The organism is Bacillota bacterium, assembly GCA_012842395.1.
Lineage (GTDB): Bacteria > Bacillota > SHA-98 > UBA4971 > UBA4971 > UBA6256.
In genome coordinates this window covers 1-21,194 of sequence record DUSX01000048.1, presented here as the reverse complement: position 1 = coordinate 21,194, position 21,194 = coordinate 1, and the positions used below count along the sequence as shown (strand labels likewise).

15 protein-coding genes and 1 pseudogene are annotated in these 21,194 nt (G+C 54.7%); all 16 read right to left on the bottom strand.

Annotated elements, in window-relative coordinates:
• On the bottom strand, positions 1-1,019 hold a 1,019-nt coding region (locus GX515_13220), incomplete at its 3' end, for a DegT/DnrJ/EryC1/StrS family aminotransferase (GenBank protein ID HHY33955.1).
• Positions 1,020-1,224: 205 nt separating this feature from the next.
• Positions 1,225-1,887 (bottom strand): acetyltransferase, encoded by a 663-nt coding sequence (locus tag GX515_13215; protein ID HHY33954.1) that lies wholly within the window; start codon positions 1,885-1,887, stop codon positions 1,225-1,227.
• A gap of 326 nt (positions 1,888-2,213) precedes the next feature.
• Positions 2,214-2,456: pseudogene (locus GX515_13210) on the bottom strand (sugar transferase).
• A 45-nt stretch (positions 2,457-2,501) separates the two neighbouring features.
• The gene (locus GX515_13205) at positions 2,502-3,167 is read right to left on the bottom strand and encodes a PIG-L family deacetylase (GenBank protein ID HHY33953.1); all 666 of its coding nucleotides are present in this window, start codon (positions 3,165-3,167) and stop codon (positions 2,502-2,504) included.
• 31 nt (positions 3,168-3,198) lie between these two features.
• Complete coding sequence (locus GX515_13200; protein HHY33952.1) at positions 3,199-4,155, bottom strand: methionyl-tRNA formyltransferase; 957 nt, start codon at positions 4,153-4,155, stop codon at positions 3,199-3,201.
• An 18-nt stretch (positions 4,156-4,173) separates the two neighbouring features.
• Positions 4,174-4,797, bottom strand: coding sequence for a sugar transferase (locus tag GX515_13195; protein HHY33951.1), 624 nt, complete (start codon positions 4,795-4,797; stop codon positions 4,174-4,176).
• A gap of 1,738 nt (positions 4,798-6,535) precedes the next feature.
• Positions 6,536-6,973 carry a DUF488 domain-containing protein gene (locus GX515_13190; protein ID HHY33950.1) on the bottom strand — a complete coding sequence of 146 codons (438 nt, stop codon included), beginning with the start codon at positions 6,971-6,973 and terminating at the stop codon, positions 6,536-6,538.
• 14 nt (positions 6,974-6,987) lie between these two features.
• Positions 6,988-7,536, bottom strand: coding sequence for a DUF488 domain-containing protein (locus tag GX515_13185; protein ID HHY33949.1), 549 nt, complete (start codon positions 7,534-7,536; stop codon positions 6,988-6,990).
• A gap of 261 nt (positions 7,537-7,797) precedes the next feature.
• A complete protein-coding gene (locus GX515_13180; GenBank protein HHY33948.1) occupies positions 7,798-9,150 on the bottom strand; it encodes a glycosyltransferase family 4 protein in 1,353 nt (450 codons plus the stop codon).
• 36 nt (positions 9,151-9,186) lie between these two features.
• Positions 9,187-10,500, bottom strand: coding sequence for a dNTP triphosphohydrolase (gene dgt, locus GX515_13175; protein ID HHY33947.1), 1,314 nt, complete (start codon positions 10,498-10,500; stop codon positions 9,187-9,189).
• A gap of 24 nt (positions 10,501-10,524) precedes the next feature.
• Positions 10,525-11,931, bottom strand: a complete 1,407-nt coding sequence (locus GX515_13170; GenBank protein HHY33946.1) for a nucleotide sugar dehydrogenase — start codon at positions 11,929-11,931, stop codon at positions 10,525-10,527.
• A gap of 18 nt (positions 11,932-11,949) precedes the next feature.
• Complete coding sequence (locus GX515_13165; GenBank protein ID HHY33945.1) at positions 11,950-14,112, bottom strand: heparinase; 2,163 nt, start codon at positions 14,110-14,112, stop codon at positions 11,950-11,952.
• A gap of 29 nt (positions 14,113-14,141) precedes the next feature.
• The gene (locus GX515_13160) at positions 14,142-16,358 is read right to left on the bottom strand and encodes a Gfo/Idh/MocA family oxidoreductase (protein HHY33944.1); all 2,217 of its coding nucleotides are present in this window, start codon (positions 16,356-16,358) and stop codon (positions 14,142-14,144) included.
• Between the two features lie 64 nt (positions 16,359-16,422).
• Complete coding sequence (locus GX515_13155; protein HHY33943.1) at positions 16,423-17,856, bottom strand: phenylacetate--CoA ligase family protein; 1,434 nt, start codon at positions 17,854-17,856, stop codon at positions 16,423-16,425.
• A 48-nt stretch (positions 17,857-17,904) separates the two neighbouring features.
• Positions 17,905-19,137, bottom strand: coding sequence for a DUF362 domain-containing protein (locus GX515_13150; protein ID HHY33942.1), 1,233 nt, complete (start codon positions 19,135-19,137; stop codon positions 17,905-17,907).
• A 673-nt stretch (positions 19,138-19,810) separates the two neighbouring features.
• Positions 19,811-20,662 carry a glycosyltransferase family 4 protein gene (locus GX515_13145; protein ID HHY33941.1) on the bottom strand — a complete coding sequence of 284 codons (852 nt, stop codon included), beginning with the start codon at positions 20,660-20,662 and terminating at the stop codon, positions 19,811-19,813.
• Positions 20,663-21,194 lie beyond the last annotated feature (532 nt).

Sequence of the window (21,194 nt, the reverse complement as noted above, 5' to 3'; positions counted from 1 at the left end):
CCCTCCTTGAAGCCGAACTCGGCGCGGTAGAAGGGCTGCAGGTGGATGGGGGTGAAGTACGGGCGGCACCCGATCCCCGCCTCCTGGAAGCGCCGCATCACGTGGTCGCGCACGGCGGACTGGCGCTCGGGGGTGGGCTCGTCCACGCCGACCCGGATCACGTACACGAACCAGCTCATCCGCGTCACGTCGGGCGCCACATACGGCAGGCGCACCCCCGGCACTTTCGCCAGGCGCTCCGCATACATCGCCGCGACCCGCTCGCGCTTCGCGATGATCTCCTCGATGCGCGACATCTGCGCGACCCCGAGCGCGGCCGAAAGCTCGTCCATGCGGTAGTTATAACCCAGCCGCTCGTGGGAAAGCCACACCCCTGCCTCCCCCCGTCCCTGGTTGGACATGCTCCGGCAGACACGCGCTACCCGGTCGTCGTCGGTGACGATCATCCCGCCCTCGCCCGTGGTGATCTGCTTGTTGGGATAGAACGCGAACACCGCCCCGTGCGAGAACGCGCCGTTCCCAGCCTTGATGCCCTTATACTCGGACCCCAGGGACTCGCAGGAGTCCTCGATCACCACGAGCCCGTGGCGGTCCGCGATCTCGTGGATCACATCGAGCCTCGCCGGCTGGCCGAAGGCGTCCACCGGGAGGATGGCCTTCGCGCGGGGAGTGATGGCGTCCTCGATGAGGTCCGGGTCGATGTTTGCAGTGTCTGGCTCGATGTCCACGAACACCGGCCTCGCCCTCTCGTAGAGGATGCAGTTGCTGGACGCGATGAAGCTGAACGGGGTTGTGATAACCTCGTCCCCCTCGCCGATGCCGAAGGCGCGGACAAGCAGGTGCAGGCCGCTCGTGCCGCTGTTGACAGCGACCGCATGCTTCCTGCCAACGTAGTCAGCGATGGCCCGCTCGAACTCCCCCAGCTTCGGACCGAGGGCGAGGATGGGAGAGCGTATGACCTCGTTCACTATCTTGATCTCTTTGTCCGTAATGTCGGGACGTGACAGGTGGACTTGCATCGTGAGTACCTCCGACTGAGACACATCCGTGACGTGCTTTAACAGGGGACAGTTAACCCTGAAGGATCGCGTGTCGCGCAGAACGCGCAGACAGAGACGAGTCGGGTCGCGCGATTCCTGATACCGTGATGTGACACTCGCAGTTGTATGAAGCACGGGCTTCGACTTCGTCTACCCTGAGCGCTGCCAGGACTGTAGACCCGCATTATTCTTCAATTGTCTTGATCGGTTTCGCCGGTACGCCGACTGCGACGACCCTCGGGGGGATGTCGCGTACTACCGCAGCGCCGGCTCCGATAATGCTCCACTCTCCGACCCTTGTGCGGTTGATGACACACGCGTTAAGGCCGAAGTAGCAGCCCTCGCCTACTGTGACTTCACCTGCTATGTTGGTCCCCGGCATCATGCTACAGAAGTCGCCCAGTGTAGTGTCGTGCCCAACTCGGCAGCCGAGGTTGAGTATGCTGTGCTTGCCAACCTGGATGTTCGTGGTGAGGATCGTCCCTGCGCATATGATCGATCCTGCGCCAACCTCCACCCATCGCGAGCTCCGTACTGACGGGTGCACAAGTGTGGCAAAGGACAGACCGGCTGCCTCAAGAGGGTCCACCACGCGTCGCCTGGTGCGAGGGTCGCCAATTGCGCAGACTACGTGCACTGAACGGTCGTGCCCAGCTTCTTTCAACCATGCAGTAGTTCCAAGGATAGGGTAGCCTTCTATGGTGCGCCCTGTTGCATGGTCGTCCACAAACCCGAGGAACTCCCACTCCGGCTGCACATCATTGATTTCTTTGACCAACCATGCGACCTCTCTGCCAAACCCGCCCGCCCCGATAATGACTAACGGTTTCGGAGACCCGCCCACCATACAATGACCTCCTTAAGATTGGCCGACACCTCACCGACCGTAGGGCAGCCGGGACCTCAGGCGCCCTCGTCTGTTCGGCAGGCACTGTTTTGGAAACTACGTGACTATGGAAGCGTAACGACCACATACTCTCGGTAACGCCAACACCGGACCGCAGATTCTATTATCACGAGAGTGCCCGTGTTTCCGACTAACTGGGCCGCCTGCGGAAGCGACGTCCACTGCTGAGCCCCGGTGGACTGCAGTTCGTTAGTGAAGTTGCCGTGGACAACGATATCCGCACGAATCGCCCACCAGGCGCTTGTACTCAACTGGACTGATGCCCATCAAGTCCTTTCCATCGGCGGCCGGAACTCCGGCATGGTTGCACATCCATCATAACTGATTCCCTCGCGGCGCGCTACCTTGAGGAGCGTCATCCACAGGATCTTTAGGTCGAGCCAGAGGGTCCAGTGGTCCACATACCAGACGTCCAGCCGGAACTTGTCCTCCCAGCTCAGACTGTTGCGGCCGTTGACCTGCGCCCACCCGGTGATGCTGGGCTTGACTTCGTGACGTCGAGCCTGCTCCCCGGACAGCCTTGGTCAGTGACTCATCGTAAGGAAGGGCGGTCCTTATATAATCCTCCGAACCTGGACAAAGGCCTCCGCAGCGCTGATTCCGACGGTCGCCCCGCGCAGCTTCGCCAAGCAAGAGATAGCCTCTAAAGACCTCTCATGCGGGAATTCTCTCATCTGCGATGCGTACGCTGCTGCAGCTTTTAACTTCGTGTCAAGGTACCGCGAAATGTCGACGAAAACGTTCGGCGCGAATTGCGGACTAACACCAGGAGCATTCCAATTAGTCTCGGACAATGTCTCGTAGCAGAGGATATCGGTGACCCGGTGCGTTCCTAATGTCGGGCGCAAAGCCACGAGAGCAGACTCGAACACTACCCGGTGGTCGTTATGAATGTCGCCCACAAAAGGCAGGAAAACCTTATCCGGGCGGACTTCCTCGATGAGCTCGACGAACGCCCGATTCAACACGTGGTGTTCCACTGTGTCCAACCGGGCAGCAGGGAAGTCTAAGAAGCGAGTGTCTCCTACTCCAAGCAACAAGTGACACTGCTTCGCCTCGGTTCGTCCCCTTTCAATCAGCGCGGGATCGAACATCCCAGCCTCACCTTTCGTAACGATCGCGACGGCAACGTGCGCGCCTTCCCGGGCAAATCGCGCTATTGTTCCCCCGACCCCGAGGACCTCGTCGTCAGGGTGCGGTGCAATGACCAGGACCCGCATATACGCACCCCCCTCAACGTCGCAGCTACCCTCAGCCGAGCATCCCTGCACTAGTAAGAACCTTCCCTGCAAGCAGGGCGTAGGCATCTCTCATGCGTTCAGGCCCGAACACGTTTCCTGGCCCGACCTCGAGTTCACTAATAGCGACACAATAGTCCCTCGCCGAAACGATTAGCTGGTTGTCGATCAGCGCGAGCACCTCCCCAGGGGCAGCATTCAAGCGCGGGCGATACCCGTGAGGAACATGGGCTCTCCAGACCTTGACCAGCTTCCCGTCGCAATAAGTAAAAGCCCCGGGGAACGGGTGGGATACCGCTCTAACGAGGTTCACTATCCTTTGCGAGGAGTCATTCCAGTTGATGAGCCCATCCTCCGGCCGCCGTCTTCGCATCACTGTCGCCTTGGAATGGTCCTGTGGGACCCATACGGCCCTGCCGTTGGCAAGAGCAGCATACGTGTCTCTGATGGCAGCGTAGGTGATGTCGCACACCTTGCGCATGACATCATCAATGTAGTCAGTCGGCGCGATCTCGAATGGGACTTGAGCTAGGATGTCTCCGTCGTCCACGCCCGTTCCCAGCCGCAGCAGGGTCACCGCACTCGAAGTCTCACCGTCGATGATCTGCCAATTGAGAGGTGCGCCACCCCGGCGTTTTGGGAGCGGCGCGGGGTGCATTCCGACGCATGGCGCTATTGACAGAATCTCTTGCCGGATCATTTGGGGCCATCCAACTACGTAAATCACATCGGGACATAGTTGCTGCACTTCCGCCGCGTGCTCGTTAACATTGACCACGTGGCGTACCGGAATACCATACTCGGCGGCCACCGGGACGAAATCCACAAAGTAGCTACGTTCCATACTGCTCTTAGCGACCATTCTCTGGACGTCAGCTGTATACACCATAGCGATGTCCGCGCCGGAGGCTACGAGAGCATCGAACGCTGCTTTCGCGGAGTTCACGACACCGATCAATACGACCCGCATTTTCGGAACCCGTCCCCCTTACTTTGACAACGGCTCACCTTTGTCGTGGACGACACCGTCTATCCCGTAGACACCCCTCCGCGTGAGCACAGTCGAGATCGTTCTGAAAAGGATACTAAGGTCAAGCAGAAGAGAAGCGTGGTCTACGTAGTAGACATCGAGTTTAATCCGTTCCTCCCACGGCAACTCGTTGTTCCCCCTCACCTGAGCGAGACCGGTGATGCCAGGCCGCACCTCTAGTCGACGCATCTCAAATGGTGTGTAGGTCGCCACCTGAGAGGGGATTGTCGGCCGCGGACCCACAATGCTCATATCCCCCTTCAGGACATTGATGACTTGGGGGAGCTCATCGAGGTGGTACTCCCTAAGAAACTTGCCTACCCGCGTGACCCTGGGATCGTCCCGCGCCGTCCGTAGACCCATTCCCACCCTTACTGCGTCCCTCACCATGGTTCGGAACTTGTATATTCTGAATAAGCGGCCACCCAGTCCCACCCGGTCCTGCGTAAAGAGGATCGGACGACCGGAATCAAGCCAGACCACCAACGCAATCGCGGCAAGCGGTAGGCTAAGCAATACTAAGAGCAGAAATGATAGAGCTATGTCAAATGCCCGCTTGATAAGTAGCACCCTTCGCCTCATGGACCTGACTCCTCATTTCTACAAAGCCTTGTCGTCACTAGCTCCGAGTCCAAATCGGGTTCCCCGGCCCCCGGTCTCAGAGCTTAAGCGGTATATATTGTGGCAGGCACAGGAGTGAACACTCTCTTCCTGTGTGCGACCGAGCCCAGACACCCAGGGTCGGTGCTAGTCGAGTGAAAGCTTTCTTCAGGCTACCGGAACCGATGCACTCTGCGGGCAACCCAGTTCGTCCGATTCGCCACGCAGGTTTACCAGCCGCAAAGCGTCGCTTGCCCTAGACACTCCCAACCCCTGGAACGACATTGCCCACTTCCGAACCCGCTCTCAGATCGTCTGACCGGAAACGTCAGCAAGCAGTAGCTGTTCCATCAAGCACTTGGTTGCTCGTTGCAGCACATGATGGGCTGCGGCAGCGACGGGAGCTGTAGCTACCCAGTCAGCGGGCTGATTCGCTTCCCGAGCTTGCCAGCCTCAACGCGGACTGCCTCCCAAGCATTATGCACCGGCGCCGATCCCTCCTGTACCAGGGCAGCCAGTTCAGTATAGAAATTGCGAGCTGTGCCGCGCAGCTCCCCGTTTGATTCTCTCCCGCAAATTCCGTGCCTCGTTTTCGCTCCGCCGCACTATGTCCGGCAATTCCGCGCCCGCTTGCTCATGGCACAGCCGTCTCCCATAAACTGTTCCAGACCACCATACAGCGCGGGGTGACGCAGAACAAATTGACGGATTAGAACCACTCTCTCTGTGGAAAAGGGCGCAAATTCGTGGCCAGTCGCTCGAGCTTCATGAGAGAGCAGTCAAGGCATTTCGTATATCCTTCACCGCCAAGTCTCTGACCGCGCGATCCACATAGAAGACATTCGTGCCGTTCAGGGATTCCCATCTGGCATTGGAGCTCATCCGCCTGCAATTCGGTGGTCACAGAACCCAGGTCACCTCGGGCTCGATGAGCGTGCGACAGCAGAACTACTGCACAGCACTACTAGCCATCGGGATTCCTCCCCCTCACAAGCGTTCGGTGGCGAGCCTCACTCCTCCCTCCACGTGCGTGGTAGGATCAACACCCCAGAGACCAGCTTATAGCAGTTGCCGTCCTCAAACGGTTCACCCAGGCTAACAGTAAGTACGGTCTCCATACCAGCGTCAACTCCGATTTGCTGCGGACTGTATGTACCTAAAGTCAGATGCCTTAAACGGCTCTCCCACTCGGGATCCGTCACCGCAAGGTCATAAAACGCGGAATCACCCAGCGTGAACACGGCTCGCGTCTGGCGTCGACCCCGAATGGAGTAAGTGATTTTCCACGAAATCTCCTTGGGAGCAACTAGCGCTAACGATGCGCTAGCTGGTGTTGTTGAGAATGCTGCAAACGGGACACGGTCTGTATCACTGTGCAGAAGAATCGGGCCTTCGACTATCTGACGAGCCAAGAGCCGCAGCTTTTCTGGTGGGGCCGGCCGGGAAACCAACCGCCAGCGGGTGACATCTGAGATCCAGTTCTCAGGCTGATGAACAGCCGGTCTGGGGCAAACAAACTCGATTTCTATTACGTCAAGTATCCGAGGTTCTGTGCCATCTGATAACAAGTACTGTGGCCAGTAAAGAGTCCCATCGGGAGACTGACTGACGGGACGTATCCATCCTGCCCCGTCCGTCCTGATCCCTGCGACACACCTGCCAGACAGCTTCCTTGAATTCGCCATGCAGATGATCTCGCATTTCAGCTTGGATCCCGCCCCTATAGGTGCACGATTTCGAAAGGTCCCCATCTATCTCGAAGGTACTCGAGAACAAGTCGCCGATGGCAATGCTCCGCAGAAGGTTCGCTGCAGAGAAAAACCGTCGGACCATCCAACAGAGCTGGGTTAAGTCTTTCTTCGATCTTCCGGCTTGCCATTAAGGCTAGGAAACGGCTTTCGTACTCGTTCCAGTCTCCCGCTTCCCTCTTATACAAGCGAAGCAAGTCGTAAGTCGGGGCAAGCAACGTCTCATGAGTGTATTCGGCATTACACAGCTCTTTGAGGAAGAACGTGAGGTCACCCCTCTTGGTAAAGCCAGCCAGTTGCGACGTGTTGTTCAAGCGCACGTCCACTACTCGTTTGATGCCCGCACGTCTCAATGCTTGGAAGAACTCTGCTGCTGTCTTCCTGCTGAACCCTATCGTATACACCTTCAAGGCAGCACGCCCCCTTAGACATCGAGGAGCTTTAGTTGACGCATAGACGAGTCCGTGTGCTTTTCGGAACCCATCAGCGCCTCTTCGGTTTGTAACCGACCATCCCCTCGGATGTGCGTGACCTTGATCCCTTGTTCCATCAGGGCATTACCTACCAACAAACGCCTATGACAATGCACAGGATCCTCCTCGCTGCACAACACGGCGACTCGACATGTTTCCGCTTGCTTCTCCAATTTAGAAAGACCTCTTCGAAACGCAGGCCGCCGAGCAATCCGTGCATACACTATGTGACCGTGTTCGTCATAGAGCTCACGATCACGAGGACGTCCCCCGAGTGCGTCTCCAAGGAAAACATACCGAATTCCAATCGCGGCAAGGAATTCTCTCAGGTTATCAGCGTTGAATTGAGGTACGTGCCGGGAGTAGGGGCAAGAACGCACATCCACTAGGACGTCGATCTCGTAACGCTTGAGAAGTGAGGCAAAGCTATCTAAGGAGTGAGTGGAGTGCCCTATTGTGTATACCCGTAGCTCGCTGGCCATGCCGCCGTCAGAGTCCAAGGTCTTCACCACCTATTACATGTGATGCCACTTGAGCTTCCAGTCATCATTTTACCCCCCGATTGCGCTCTGAACAAGGGTGGAGCCCCCTGCGCACAGTGGCCATGAATAAGCCAACCCCGAGCTGCGTATAGCTCACTCGGGAGTCGCGTGTAGGGTGTCGGCACGACCCTCGTACGCGCGCAGCCTAATCCCCGTTGTCAACCTATGTCTGTTTGGTCTGACCTCTAAGCGCCTCATATTCCTTAGTAGGCTTCGCTCTTACACTAGCCGGGCCAATCTCCGCGCGAGCTTCTCTCTTGAGAAGTCATGCTCCACAAGCAGACGGCCGCGGTGGCCCATGGCGGCGCGTTCGGCGTCCCCCATATTGACGAGCTGTTCGACAGCATGGGCCAAGGCCATCGGATTCTCGGGTTCTACTGCGATGCCCGCACCGTTGTCAGTGACAAGTCGAGCTATTTCGCCGGGGACGGCGCATATTACAGGTTTGGCCGCCGCCATGTAGTCGAAAAGCTTGTTAGGGCTGATGCCATACGAAAACGCGTCAACTGCACGAAGCGTTATCACAGCAGCATCCGCTGCACCGAGGAGAGAAGGTATGTTCTCTTTCGGGATCGGGTCCATGAAACGAACATTATCCAACCCACGGTTAGCGGCTTCACGGACCAATGCGCCCTTCGCGGGCCCGTCGCCCACCAGGACAAATTCAACATCATTCCTAGAACGGAGAATTTGCGCTGCCCCGAGGATAGTCTCCAGCGCGTTGGCAGGCCCGTGCGCTCCTGTGTAGACCACCGTGAACCGTGCAAAGCCAAACTTGCGCCTAGCCGCCGATTGCTGTGGAGGCATTGTCTCTTCAGAGGCGGCACTCGCGGCGTGAACCGTTTCCTGGTCAGCTTCCTGTTCCTGTATGCAATTCCTGGCACTTTCCACGAGAACCGGCCCGGAGCTCTCACGTACCTGGAAGTTCGTGAGGTAAACCCCGTTGGGGATGTAAACAATCTTGTCGGATGGGACACCCCGATGAAGCAAGTACTCTCGCGAGCCGCTGGCAAGTACGATGATCTTGGCCGCGACTCGATACAGAAAGCGCTCAAGCAGTCTCAGGATGCGCGCAGGCACGCTATGCTCCGCCATGCCACCCATATCGATAAGTACCTGGGGCCAGAGATCCCTGAGCTCCAGCAGGAATCGTGAGTGCTTGATCTTTGAGATAACCCACGCAACTAAGGCAGCGAAGGGGTGCGGGGAAGACCCGATGACGGCCTTAGGGCTTCCTCTCAGGCGAACACCCACCCGAAACACATTGAGCGCAAAGGACAGCATGTTCCACACTCGTCGCCAGTCATTCTTCTGATAGGTCGCAGCCCGAACCCACACGAACCGGACCCCGTTTATGGATTCCTCCCGATAAAGCTCTCCTGACTCTAGTCTAGTGTGCCGGCGCAAGGCAAGATTGACATCGGATGCGAAGATGCAGACCTCGTAACCCATCTTCGCAAGCTCAACTGCAAAGTCGTAGTGCCTGGTGCCCCCTGGGAGGTCTGGGGTTATTGCATAGTGGTTAACGATCCAGATTTCTCGTGAGTTCGCTGACCTGCTCCCGTCAAACATGGAAACAAAGACCCCTTTTGTCCATGAACAGACTGCCTAGCTCCGGGGTACAAAGAGATCGTTATACTCCTGGACAGCAAAGGTATCAGTCATTCCAGCAATGTGGGCTGCAACCAATCGAATGAACACCCTGTCATTTCTTAGTTCCGTCCTACGCTTCGCTACATTGGACCGGTTCAGTTCCTGCAGTCCCCCGTCGCCTGCAAGTGTTGCTTTCACATCATTATACTTCCGAAACACATACTCCGTCAGTCTCTCAGGTTTCTCGATATACGCTTCAAAGATCTTTTCGATAACCATTTCACCCTTGATGTCCGTACGAGAAACCTCGTAAGATGCATAGACCGCCTCTCGTAGTATATCTTTGAGTCTATTGACCTGGCTCCCCGTATCTTTGGAGAAACGAACAATCCACGTGCGGATTCTACCATACTGGTCCGCAACGGACGGCAGAGACGCCAGTTGACCCTCTGTTCCATCAATGAGGTCGCTGACAAGCCTGTTGATCAGGTTGCGGATGAGGCGATTGCGGAAGTTGTCTTGATCAAATGATTCCTTCACCATGCCATAGGCCTCTTCGTAAACAGGCACCTCCCTCAACGCGTCATTGTCTGGGCTCAGGACCTTGGCTCTGAACGCATCCTCAAGGTCGTGAGTCACTTGGGCAATCTCGTCGCAGAGCGCAACGATTTGACCCTCCAGAAAAGATGGCACATCGGTCTCGATGTTGAGGTTGCTTAAGTCCAGCACCTCATCTGTCACTCGACCATAGTCGCCGTAGGTCAGGTCTGTGTGCTTTAGGATTCCCTCCCTCGTCCAACGGGTCAGGTTAAGTCCTGGAAAGCGAGGAAAATAGCGCTCGAAGAAGTCCACCACGTTGAGGCTATTCAGGTTGTGTTTGAATCCTCCTAGATCAAATCTGAGAATGTGCCGGCGCTGTCCTGAGAGCAACAGATGCAAGACTCGTTCTCCGGAGTGCCCAAAAGGAGCGTGGCCAAGGTCGTGCCCCAGGGCGATCGCTTCAGTGAGATCCTCGTTAAGAGCGAAAACCCTCGCTACCGACCTTGCCATCTGAGCCACCTCAAGAGTATGACTAAGCCGAGTCCGGAAGTGGTCACCTCTTGTTGCTGTGAACACCTGAGTCTTGCCGCGAAGGCGTCTGAATGCCCTCGAATGAATAATCCTGTCACGATCATGTTGGAAAGGCGTTCGTGTGTCGTTAGGGATTGGGTCCTCCCCATAGCGGCGGACGGCAGGATCCAACGCGCACGTGTTCTTAACCGCGTACTCTGCCAACCGCTCATCAAGTTTCCTTGCGAGCTCTTCTCCACGCAGGACCACTCTCATCACCCCGCGAGATGCGTACTTGCGCACTTACGTGTGGGCCAGCCTCCCCACTCCCAGCCGAACTACGTCAAACCCTACCTTATCCCATTCACCATCAAAGAAACCACGGGTGTCCACGATGAAGTTCCGCCGCATCAGCTTCCTGACACCGTTGGGCGTGAGTTCGCTCCGGTAGACCTGGTGGTCTGTCAACAGGACCAGCAGGTCCGCGCCGCTCAACACGTCGGTCAAAGGTGTCTGGGAAAACCGCCGGACGTAGGGGTCATGTATTGAAACACTGTATCCCTCGGCCGTCAAAAGGCTGGCAACCTCGAGTGCCGGGCTCTCCCTCTCGTCTCCAACATCCGGTTTATACGATGCCCCAAGGGCCGCTACCTTCTCAATAGCGGCGCCAGCTTCGCGCGCTCTCTGGGCTGCGTCTCGAACTAGCCCCAGGACGTGGTGCGGCATAGACGAGTTGATTTGCCGCGCAAGACTGATCAGCCTTGCCCTCTCCGGGACGGCCTCCACGATGAAGTACGGGTCCACCGCAATGCAGTGACCGCCGACCCCAGGACCGGGCTTCAGGATTTTCACCCGCGGATGGCGGTTTGCCAGCGCAATAGCTTCAAACACGTTAACCCCCAGCTCCTCACAGATGAGCGCAAACTCGTTGGCCAGAGCTATGTTGACGTCTCGGAAGGTGTTTTCCATGAGCTTGACCAGTTCTGCAGTGGTCGCATCGGTACCAACCACGTCTCCGTGGACAAAGGTCCGGTAGAAGGCAATGGCCCGTTCGGTGGACTCCTCGTTGACGCCACCGATGATGCGGTCGTTCTTGGTGATTTCTTCGAGTATGCGCCCGGGCAGTACGCGCTCAGGCGCGTGGGCGAGATAAAAATCCCGTCCGCAAATCAAACCGCTTCCTGCTTCCAAGACCTCGCGGACCAGCACGTTCGTAGTCCCAGGTGAGACCGTCGATTCAAGGATCACAAGGTTCCCCGAACGGAGATAGGGAGCGATATCGCGCGCCGCCTGCTCGACATACGTGAGATCGGCACCGAATCTCAGGTTGCCATTGCTTGCCTCTCCCGGCGCGCGGCACTGCCCCAGGGCGTCGGCTGCGGGCCCCGAATCCTGAACCGTCGCCGCTACCTCCTTCTTTGCTGCTGCAGCTTCGACGCTGTCTGGTATGCGCCAGCAGGGCGTAGGGACCGCCAGGATGAACACGTCTGCAGGTTCCGGGCACCTGGAGACCCGAAGGTGCCGGGATAAGAAGGCCTCACGAGCGATTTCCGCCAAGCCGTTCTCATTCACGATGTGGAGTCCACCGTTATTGAGCTTGTCTATAAGGTCGGAGTTTACGTCTATGCCCAGAACATCGTGACCTGCGCGCGCCACCACGCAGGCTGTAGGGAAACCTATGTACCCCAGGCCAATTACGCACACCTTCATGATGGTATCTACCGCCTTTCACCGTTGCAACGCTAAAGGTCCACCGGGCTTACGGGCAAGCGCTTCGCTACCGATAGGACCAAGATGGCCTAACCCCCATACCCTCAGAATCCCACTTACCTCGTCAGGACATAAAGGCAGCGGCTCTTGATGCCCTGATACCGGCTCAAGGAACGTGAAAAACCTCACAGACCCCCCGGCTCTCACCAGCATTTGGTAAGACCATGCCGGAAGCATTTCGCCGTAATAAGGGGCCTGCCATCCCCGCCTGGGGTTCTCCTCTCCCCTTGCCCAGGTACCGACTGCCTTCTGGGTGCAACCGGCCCGGAGAAGTAGCCTGTCTTCCCCCAGCGTAATCAGAGCACCTGAAGCATTCGGCGTAAGTTCCAGGTCTCCTACAAGCCAATGGAGGATGTATTCATGCTCTCCCTGGTCTCCGAAGAGGTCGTCGATAATGAGGAAAGCGTCTTCTCTCTGCGCTACGAACCTCCTATGGATAACAGGCCTATACCCGCTATGCTCCCCAACGAAAACCAATGTCGAGCCCCTGGGGCCGAATTCCAGAACCTTCCCCTGCGCCCAGTTTGACCACACGAAACGACTGCCTTTTTTCATCTGGTCACAGCCATCTACCGTCACCGTATTGTGCGCTGAGGTACCTGCGAAATAATTCACCCAGCCCCTGCGGGGATTGTATGAATAGGTACCGGGGTCAATGAGGACATTATACCCATTGTACCAGAGATCAAGGTGAAGCATGTCCGCCTGAGAAGGGCGATGCCGGTATCTTCCACAACGTATCATAGCAAAAGAATCCCGCCCCCGGAGAACATAGTAGCCGCCTACAGGGAAGACGGTACCCGATTCCTCCGTTTTCACGGCCGGTGAGTCTCCCGGTATATCACTAGTAAATCCTGTGCTGCCCGCTACCCTGCGGATCTCCGGCCTACAGAACCATTCCGCCTCCTCATCCCATGGACCTGGCTCATAGAGCCTCTTGCCGTCCAATGCCATTCCAAGAGCATTCAACGAGGGGCGGTAGTCCAGGTAATCACAGGATGAAAGGGGAAAAACGAGCGCCCCGTCGTTTGAACCATAATTGGGAACTCTACCTGTTCTTTCATCCTGGAGACTCCGCAGAAAACGGAGAAGCCCTTGTAGACGCTCCCGAAGTGTGTCTGGAAACTCTAATCCGTTGAGCTGAGCAACTCTCAAACACCAAGTAAAGAGCTGGACAACTAGCCTGGAGTAGTTCGTCGAGTGCTGCATATAGGTTCCGTCAGGGTATACCTGCCACATCGTCTCTCTAACCAGGTGGTTGAACCCCTTTTGCCGCCACCTCGCCGATTCTTTGAAGAACGGGAAAAGGGTTCCGATGGTAAACATCCCGGCAGCCTCGCTCAGGGAATGGTTATTCCTTATGCAGCGCAGGGCATACCAGTGGTTCATTTCGATATGCCATGCGTTATACCAGAGGTATTTGAGAAGCAACGCCACGCGCTCCGGCGTCGTAGCTCTACAGCCTCTAAATGCATAGAGGCCAAAGATCCAGGCAAAGCTCCTTATGGCTATCTCCTGCCCGCACCGCCAGTTAGGTCCAAGTTCCGGCGGATTAGCTTTTACCCATGAGTCAACATGGTTCCAGAAGCCCTCGGCGTAACGCTCGTCCCCGGTTAGGGCATAGGCCCTCACAAAGTAGTAGACATGTGGGAAACGCGAAGCCTCCCAGACGTATTTGACGTCGCCTAACTCTGGGGATAGATCCGGGATAAGAGACCAGTGGATATCCCCTGGGTAGCGGACGCCATCCACAGGATTCAGAAGCCAATCGGGAGGATTACCTAGGTCCCCCCACCACCGGCTGAAAAAAAGGAACCTGCCCTCCAGCGCGGCATTCGCAACCTCCAGGACCCTGTCTGGATTAAATACTACTTCTCTATAATGAGACAGGTCACGGTCAAGGAAAAAGTGCGAACCGGCCTTCTCCCACTTCTCAAAAAGGTAATGGTTTAGGTCTGGCGGCTCCACCCCAAGTGACCTGGCAAGCAGCCTCTCAATAGGCTGGGGCCTAAATCGCCTAGACAGCAGTCCACTTCTAAGCTCAGCTTCATATAGAGCCCGCCAGGCAAGCCACTCGGGGCCCATTTCTCGAACTAGACGCAATACGTCAGGGATACTCATAGCATAGCTTCCACCCACACGGCCCTCTGTCAGTTATCTGCCCCTTCCTGGATAACTGCGGCCTCATCAGCGCTCGAATTCAAAGACCATCCTATTGCAACTTCGCATCTTTCTCGAACCGAGTCCAGGATACGGAACGTGGCAAGTGTGGTATAAACTAACTCCTCGAGAGAAATGGGTGCAGGCCTCTTGCCGAGTACTGCTTCAATAAAGGCCAGCAGTTCGGTTTTCTGTCCCTTATCCTGTCCCCTCCCGCGGATGACCCTGATATCGCCGCCACTTGCAAACCTGGCGCGGCGAAAATCCTCTATGATAAAGGTCTTACCTTCACCATATATCTCGATATACTCTTTAGGGATCGCCCTGTCCCCGGTGCTAAAGTAGGCGATTGTCCCTATGGATCCATCTTCAAACCGTATCGTGATACTAAGGTTATCCTCAGGTAATCCGCTATGCCCCTTCCCCGCGGCCAGAGCATAAACTGACTTGGGCTTGGCCCCGCAAAGGAACTGGAGCAGGTCGACGAAATGACAAACCTCTCCGATAACCCGGCCACCGCCTTCCTCAGGGTCCTGGGTCCAGTGGTCAGGTGGAGTAGCCCCTGCGTTAACCCTGTAAACCATGGAAAGCGGTCCCGTATGGCCTGCGAAGGCTCTTCTCGCCTCGACGGCCAGAGGGGAGAATCTCCTGTTGAACCCAACCATAATGAGCTTGTCTGAGTTGCCAGCAACCTCAACCAGCCGGGCCAGTTCCTCTTCATTGGTGGCAAGGGGTTTCTCCACAAATACGTGCTTACCTGAAGCAAGGGCACGCATCGTAAGCTCTGCGTGAAGGTTATGCCGTGTGGCGATCACGACGGCACTGATATCCTTGTCCCTGAGAATCTCTTCATTATCCGTTGCACAGAACCTAAAGCCATACTTATTCGCAACATGCTTTCCGCTTATACCCGTAGAGGTAGAAACGCCGATAAGTTCCACTTCCCTAATCCTGGAGAGATGGGGAAGAAGCATCAGCCTCGCATAATTCCCTGCACCTATCATGCCGAGCCTTACGGCGGCTTCGGCAGTGTTCCTCCGCTCTCCTATCTTGAGATCCTCTCTACGGCTCACTGGAGTCTCATCCGGGTAGGTGAAAACTACACCGAGGTATTTCCCGCTCTCCCCAGTCTTAATCATCTCATAAGCCTTCTCAGCCTCAAGGATCGAAAAACGATGGGTTATAAGCCGGCCTGGCGTTACCTTGCCTTCCTTGACCAATTGCAGGAAGGTCTCCATATTCCTTTGCTCTGTAAACGGGACATAGGCGTAAGGATAGTCGATGCCCTTCTCTTCGTAATTGGGATCGTAACGGCCCGGACCATAAGACATAGAGATCCTGTATTCGAGTTCTTTGGGATAATAAATCCTCCGAGGGATATTCATGCTTACGTCTCCGACAGCAACGACCCTACCCTTAAGGCGGGAGATTTCACCTGCAAGCTCCGTAGGCGCGTTGCTCCTGGTTGCAGCAGTGATGATTACGGCATCCGCGCCCCGGCCTGAAGTAAAGGCCATCACAGCCTCTTTCAAGGTCTCCGGCTCAGTAATAACCGACGAATCAGCCCCAAGCTCAAGAGCCAACCTTACCCTATCCGCATTCAGGTCGGTCCCTAGAACCATACATCCAGCAGCCTTAACCAGCTGTACCGCCAGCAAACCCAAAAGCCCAAGACCGATCACAACGACTCTTTCCCCAAGCCTCAGGTCCGCAACCCTAATCCCCTGGAGGGCGATAGCCCCTATTGTTGCAAAAGCCGCATCCTCGTCTGATACCCCTTCGGGGATCTTGACCATCAAATTCCTGGGCACATAGACTATCTCCGCATGGGAGGCATAGCCACCACCTGCACAGGCGACCCTGTCACCCACCCTAAAGCCAGTAACCGAAGCCCCAAGCTCCAGGATCTCCCCCGCAGAGCTATACCCGAGCGCAAGCGGCACATCCAACCGCGACATGGATGCCCTATACGCCGCCACCAGCCCATCGGACTTAACCTTGCGAATGACCTGCTTCACCAGATCGGGGCGCGACCGGGCCTTCCCCACAAGCCCCTGAGAAGCAAACTCAAGCACAGCCCTCTCGGTCCCAGCACTCACTACAGAACATCGGGTGCGGACAATGGCGCCTCTATCTTTAAGGAGTGGAACAGGGACTTCGTCAACGTAAAGTTTGCCATGACGGTAGTCCTGGATTACTTGCTTCACTATGTCATCGCACCTCCAGTGGCATAAAAGCGGAACTCAATGAGCAGGGCACGAACCTTTGCAGCTACTTCTGCTCGTGGGCCGTCCGTAGCCACCGCCGAGGAGGTCTATAGTGAGATATCACTGCGCGGAATTTGCCCGAGGCTCCCCGTGGTATAGAATCCACATGCCTGATCTTAATAGGAATAGTGTTTCCGAGCCTCCTCCGGAATTCGTGGAGCAGTTGTTCCTCTGTCTGTAGCGAGTATCCCTCCCGGGGAACGATCAGAACCTCTAGGCTCCCATCTTCGTATTGAATGATCTGGGATTCCTTTATGAGCACCATATCCTTAAAGATGTGGTCCAGGCGTCCAACGATATTGCCTTCTGGAGTAATCACCAAGTCCTCCTGTCTACCATGGATCTTCTTGATGATTGGGCCAAACCTCCCGCATGGGCAGGATTTCTCGATTTTTGAGATCTCAACACAGTCCCCCGTGTCATATCTTATAAATGGCATACCGTAATTTAGAAAACCTGTACCGATAATCTTGGCTGTAACAGTCTCCTGGTCCTCTTCCATGGGCTCAAACTCAACAACGCTATACTCATAATTAACATGATAATTCCCGTGATCGCACTGGGTAAGAAGTACCGATTGCTCACCATTCGTGTAGGAATCATCCACTTTGGTTTCGAACGCGCATTCTATCGTATCCCGCTGCCAATCAGTCAAGCTCTCCGACGAAGTGAATACTTTTATAGGAGGGCTTGCAAGCTTCAAGTTATGTTCCAACGCGTATGAAGCCACAGTGTATATAGCGGAAGGATAGCCCACGTAGTATCTGAAGTCCCCTTTTCTAAGCCGCACGATATAGGAATCCAACGTACGTTCATTCATGTGATAAATAGAGAATAGCGTCTGTCTTAAGATAGCATTATACCTCCAAAAAGGCGGTGAAGACTGCCCTATCGGCACGACGCTCCGTCCATTGAAGGTAGCAAATGGCTCACCAAGACTCACTCCGGCCCTTCGTCGCGCCCAGACAAACGCGAACTCCCATGCGGTGCCTTCTCTGGTCCACCAGAATTGCAGAGCCGTGCCGGTAGTGCCGCTGGTATGAACGGGAACCAACTCCTTCTGGGGCACTGCGGTTGAGAGCACTTTGGGTTTATTGGCAACCACCGTCTCCTTAGTAAGGATAGGAAGTAGCTTTAAATCTTCGGGGCACCTGATGTCCTCTGGGCGTAATTTAAGGGTCGAAAATAGCTCATTGTAATAGGGAACAGTTTCATATGCGTGCTTGACCAAGGAACGTAACCGTTCACCCCGATACTCCTCCATCTCGGCCCAGGAGAATTTCGAAGAACGCTCGAGAAACCCTACTGCGCGTGTGAATATCTTATTATATCGAAGCCGATATGACTGAAGTCCTTCCACAGATACAAATATGTTTTGCAGCCATACCGGGGAGTTATCGTAAACCAAGTGAGTAAGCGCGTTTTCCATCTCAACCACCTCAATACCACCGGCTAGACAAAACGGCCCCGCGAACGATAGAAGCTTTTAGCTCCGAAACTCTATATGCCCGCGCCAACCTATACTGGGAACGAAACCGAACCCAGGATGCTTAATATCCCCCAGTCGTCCCTCAAAGCCTTCGAGACCAAAAGAGTGCACAATTATATCATCAAGAGTAAGTTCCTTATCCCAGATCGGGAAAGATTCCTGACGAAGCGCACCCGTAAGCATGGGAATTGCATAAGGGTCAAACCCCATTAACCTGGCTCCTACCGCGTCTACAGCAACAGGGTTTGTCCCCCCAAAGAGCAACCCAACGGGTTTGGGGTCCGGTTCCATAGGCCCTTCACCCTCGCCGGCTATTATACCATCAACAATCGTAAGATAACGACGCGGTGAACTACGTGGCTTCCCATCCCCATCGAACCACAGTAAAATCCGGTTCAGGTCTACTACGGTCCGCCAGATCGTATCGTTGCCGTACCAGTTTCCGCTTCGTACCCACCTCAACTCCTCTGGCAGCTTTCCATCAATGGTTCTTTTCGCGATGCGCGCAATAGGTGCAACGATCGGGCCAAGGTGCAGGAGGCTTTCACGAAAGAGCCTCGCGGCTATAGAAAGTGCCTTCTGGGATAACCCGGAGGAGGGATACTCGTCACCGCCGGCATCCGGAGTCCCCAATGAGTGGTGCGGCAAAGAGTTCTTATGAGTGCAGATACCTACAAGGTTCTTCATACTCAAAGTTATCCCGGTCTTTTTGTGGGTCTTCATTTTGGGCAGATTAATAAACACATCGCAGTTCAAGCACGTCCTAGAAACGACATAGCCATGTCTCCCGGTCTCCTGTGAATGGAACTGCATAGTATCATGGGTATCGTAGTATGCGCCATAAAACCTGCCATTCTTCTCATAATCGCGAAAAGCGCTATCCTTGCCCAGATCAATTGTCACATATCCCTCGGGATCCCCAGGTAACTTCTTCTTACCGCGAATAACGCCGTTAGCACCCAGCCATTGTTCCTCCCGAAGACCCAAAAGTTTAACCGGAAAACCCTGGCGCTTGTAAGAATTTACGATATCACGAAGCCCATTACGCCTTATGATTTCTTCAAAATCTGAGTCCGTTTGAGGACTGTCAGCGATAATCACCTGACCCCGCCCTTCCAATGCAACCAATACCCAATCAACTACAGCCTTAACTATGCTTCCATGGGTTATCACATACTCCCATTCTGATTCCCTCAAAAGGTGGCCCTGTCGGATGAGGTTTGGCTTCACAACGACGCAGTCACCGGGTCTTACAAGCCACTCTAGTCCGTGACACTCTGAGATGGTATCAGGAGATATCGTCTTCTGAATTTGAGTAAGCAGATCATTTACCGCGTTATATACCTCATTATCGGTTAGCTGGCGCCCCACATCAGCCTGACGCTGTGGCTGGATTGGCCTTGTGTAGCCAACTGGATACCTAGGTTATACCTAGGTTGCACACGCCTAGCGGAAACATCGCTCGCACAGACCAAGTCATTGCTCATACCCAAGTGATGTGCCTCCATTACCCTATAAAGATCCTTCATCTCTCAGGTACGAGTTTGAGAAGAACAATCCACTCTGTATTCCTTCCCACCAATTTCACCTAAACCCAGATGGGGTTCGTCTACGTCCATGAAGGAACGGTTAGCTAAGTGTCCTTTCAGGCGCCGCCACACAGTCTCCCTTAGTTTAGATGGATAGTGTATTTAGGAAGCCAAAATAAATGCACCTGCGGATGTTCCATAAGCCACTCCCGTACTACTTTGCATCCTGCGATGGTGCCAGCCATATGCTGGCATGGAGGACTACTTTGGCTTTATAGGGCCGGTCATTATCTGAAATGACGATTATCGGCCCTACTCTTACCTAGCCACATAGGCATCATTATCAGCACTCCCTCGGCTTTGAGGTATACTTCTTAGCCCTGTAGTAGCCTAGAAATAACCCTTACCAACGACTGTGCACTCCTATTCTCCGTAAAACGTTCAGCAACCAGCTGGATATTGGCAGTACTTATACAATGATACCGTTCAGCATCTTCTAAAAGCCAACAAACGGCATCAGCTATGTTCTCAGGCGCTCGCGGTTGAACAAAGACACCATTAACTCGATCTCGCACGACATCCCCTATCCCCCCATGATTTGTGACAATAACTGGCAGTCCCCACGCCATTGCCTCCAGAAGCGCGAGAGGCACCCCCTCAAAACGATAGTAAGTAGGCAGGACAAAGACATCTGCGTTGCGTAGGAGAGTTCGCTTTGCCTCGCCAGTTACTATTCCATGAAATCTAACACTGTCCTGAAGGCTAAGCTCGCGCACCAATTCTTCGGCTACTACTCTATCATGCTCGGACATCCAGGCTCCAGCTAAATCACACGATACACTCATCCCACAACTACGAAGGACATATATCGCACGAATAACATCTAGATAACCTTTACTGGGGATTAGATTGCTTAGATAGAGCAACCTTGCTCCTCCCCACTTCCCCTTAAGACATTCCCGTCGATGGGCAAAATCTTCTTCACTTGGTAGTACCTCGTCTGCCACAAAATTCTCCACAACATAGACACGATCAGGCCGAACAAGTCCCGCAAACATCCCTTTCAGTCTCTCTGTTAGCACAATTGCACCCACGAGTTTTTGCGCGGATGCGCGGATAAAGAAGCGAAAGAATCTCCCTGCCTCTCGGTAAAGCTCCCCGAAATGCCCGCCATGAACATGCCCCACGACAGGTACTTTATACATGCTAGCTAAAGCTATCACCAATCCATCCTTAAGAAAACCAAGCTTTGACTGAGATAGAGTTATGTAGCAGAGGTTCGGTCGCAATTTATGTAGCGAGTACCAAATGCTAAATAGTAACCGAACCCGAGAAATCACTTTGCGTAGCGTAGGGCTGCCGGACCGGTCTGGGCCTCGCAGAGTAGACGAGAAAGAGGACTCTAACCCAGCGGCCAGATTCACAACACAAACGTCAAAATGCTCAGACAGCCAGCTGACTGCATGCTTAGTCGCGATCGTCATACCATTAATTGGTGGAGGAAGGGGTCCAACTACCAGTACCTTAGGCCGCAGCACGGACTTAGGTTCCTGTCTAATTCCGTTACTTCTTATTTTGTCGTGGATAATTGTCATTATGTTCGACTCCCAACTGATAGATGGAAAATAGATGATAACCGCCATTAACCTTATCCTGGAGATCCCAGGTCTACACCCCTACTGGTCAGATAAGCTGCAAGGGATTCGGTCGTCGGAAAGTGTTTCTCTGCCAAGGCAATGTGCTCAGAGATCAGCGACT

Bases quoted from the DNA above. Each gene is read 5' to 3' on its own strand.
- GX515_13215 (HHY33954.1), bottom strand. From the start codon at position 1,887: ATGGTGGGCGGGTCTCCGAAACCGTTAGTCATTATCGGGGCGGGCGGG.
- GX515_13205 (HHY33953.1), bottom strand. From the start codon at position 3,167: ATGCGGGTCCTGGTCATTGCACCGCACCCTGACGACGAGGTCCTCGGG.
- GX515_13200 (HHY33952.1), bottom strand. From the start codon at position 4,155: ATGCGGGTCGTATTGATCGGTGTCGTGAACTCCGCGAAAGCAGCGTTC.
- GX515_13195 (HHY33951.1), bottom strand. From the start codon at position 4,797: ATGAGGCGAAGGGTGCTACTTATCAAGCGGGCATTTGACATAGCTCTA.
- GX515_13180 (HHY33948.1), bottom strand. From the start codon at position 9,150: ATGTTTGACGGGAGCAGGTCAGCGAACTCACGAGAAATCTGGATCGTT.
- GX515_13170 (HHY33946.1), bottom strand. From the start codon at position 11,931: ATGAAGGTGTGCGTAATTGGCCTGGGGTACATAGGTTTCCCTACAGCC.
- GX515_13165 (HHY33945.1), bottom strand. From the start codon at position 14,112: ATGAGTATCCCTGACGTATTGCGTCTAGTTCGAGAAATGGGCCCCGAG.